Source organism: Acidithiobacillus ferriphilus, from assembly GCF_018854775.1.
GTDB lineage: Bacteria > Pseudomonadota > Gammaproteobacteria > Acidithiobacillales > Acidithiobacillaceae > Acidithiobacillus > Acidithiobacillus ferriphilus.
This window is the reverse complement of the sequence record NZ_JAAZTY010000262.1, coordinates 1-2,137: the sequence shown is the minus strand read 5'-3', so window position 1 is coordinate 2,137 and position 2,137 is coordinate 1. Positions and strand designations below refer to the sequence as shown.

The following is a 2,137-nucleotide window of genomic DNA, read 5'->3' as shown; positions in this document are numbered from 1 at the left end:
ACCGCCCCGGCCTACAGCGTCGGATCTTCCACCTACGATAACGTGGGCGGGGCCATTTCGGCATTGAACAGCGCGCTTTCTTCGGCTTCGGGAAGCAATGCCGCCGTATCCAGCCTGCAAAGCCAGCAGCAGACGGACGTGAGCAATATCTCCACGCTCCAGACCCAGCAGCAGACGGACGTTTCCAATATCCAAAGCGCCCAGAGCGCGGCGACCCAGGCGGCCACCACGGCGAGTAACGCCGCGACGACTGCGGGGCAGGCGCAGACGACCGCCCAAGCCGCACAGGCCACGGCCAACACGGCGGAAACTGCCGCCCAGTCCAACACCAAGGCCATCACCACCGTCCAAGGGCAGCAGCAGGCGGATGTGGCGGCCATCTCCACCATCGGCCAGCAGGTCCAAACCCAGGGCGGTTACATCCAGCAACTGCAAAGTGCCGTCGGGAACATCAACGGCAAATTGCTCCAGAACACGGCCCAAGGGAATGGTTCGCTGGCGACTGGGGGAGGAAGCACTGGCGGCTATGCGGGGGCGGTCGCCATCGGACAGGGGGCGGCGATCACCCAATCCACGGGACAAGATCCGAACACCACGGGCGCGGTCGCCATCGGCGCGGGCGCGCAGGCCAACGCGGATCCCGGCACGGCGGTGGGCGACGGGGCGGACGCGGCGGGAGCCAACTCGGCGGCCTTCGGATATGACGCTCAGGCCAACGGGCAAAACAGCATCGCCCTGGGCGCCGGATCCGTCGCCAATCGCACGGACAGCGTGAGCGTCGGAGACGCGGCCACCGGCTTGAATCGGCAGATCACCAACGTCGCGCCCGGCACGGCCTGGAACGACGCCGCCACCGTCGGCCAGGTGGAGGGGGCCATCGGCCAGGCTAATCAACACGCGGACCAGCTCGGAGCCATCTCCCAGGCATCCATCAACGCGGCTGCGGCTGCTGCGGCGGGCGGAGGATCGCAGAGCGTGGCGATGGGCGTGGGGTACATGCCCAACGGCGGCGAGGGGCTGGCGATCTCCTACCGAGTCCGTCTCACCCGCCAGATCAACGTCGTCGGCACGTTCTCGGGCAACCCGGAAGGGGGAGAGGTCCAGGGCGGCGCCGGCGTGGCGTGGAATTGGTGATTTTTCATTGGAGGGAAAAATGAAAGCGAACGAGTTAGAAGAGTATCTGTATGTTGTACAGGACTGTTGTGATGCGATCGAGGCCGAAGAAAGGTCATATGAACATAGTATATGGATTGCTGACGCCAGCGAAATCATAGGGAGCCTAGCAATAGATGGGTTCTCTATGGAATATCGCTCCCGATTTTTGAAAGAAATCAGCGGTGCTTTGGGACGGCTGGAAGCATGGGCAACTCAACGGTCCGATATCTGGAGTAATGAGGTGATTGATCATTTCATTAAACCTTGTTTTTTAATCAGAGAAAAACGGTACGGTAGACTTGGCTATCATAAAGAGTTCACAAGGCATAATAGCCTAATGAGTAACTTGCAAATAGCTTGGGTTTGTTCGGATCGGATCGAACAGAACCTTTATTCAAGACAGAAAGCCTTTGATAGGCATGCAAATGCGATTAAGTACGCGGCCGATTCAACGAAACACCTACTTGCAAGTAATCCATCTCGTTTCAACTTTGAAATATGGGAAGCTATCGACCGGCTTGCGAATTGGGCCTGGCAAGTAGAAGGTGGAATAAGGAAATGACCATAGATAAATTGGTAAGTAAATTCCGTGATGGATTTTGCCTTGCAGCAACCCGTCCTCAGACAGCCTTAGCAGAATGGAAATGTCCACACCTTCATCAATTTCGCCGATCTCCTCTGGAGTGGATGGAAGCGCGTAATGGTGGAGCATCTGCCGGGTATCCTCATACTGCGGGCGAACGTAAAGTTTCCTATTTCCAGACCCAGCAGCAGACGGACGTTTCCAATATCCAGAGTGCCCAGAGCACGGCAGCCCAGGCGGGCGCCACGGCGAGCAACGCCGCGACGGCGGCGGTACAAGCGCAGACAACCGCCCGACATGGCCTGGAGCGACGCGGCTGCGGCGGGAGGAGGATCGCAGAGCGTGGCGATAGGCGTGGGATACATGCCCAACGGCGGCGAGGAGCTGGCAATCTCCTAC

The 2,137-nt window shown here is 59.3% G+C and carries 2 protein-coding genes and 1 pseudogene; all 3 read left to right on the top strand.

The genetic code is table 11. The annotated features are described in order from the left end of the window. A pseudogene (locus tag HF921_RS13085) lies at positions 1–1,134 on the top strand (hypothetical protein); the annotation flags it as partial. Between the two features lie 19 nt (positions 1,135–1,153). Continuing rightward, a complete protein-coding gene (locus tag HF921_RS13080) occupies positions 1,154–1,717 on the top strand; it encodes a hypothetical protein (protein ID WP_215893990.1) in 564 nt (187 codons plus the stop codon). Between the two features lie 125 nt (positions 1,718–1,842). After that, on the top strand, positions 1,843–2,137 hold a 295-nt coding region (locus HF921_RS13075), incomplete at its 3' end, for a hypothetical protein (protein WP_215893989.1).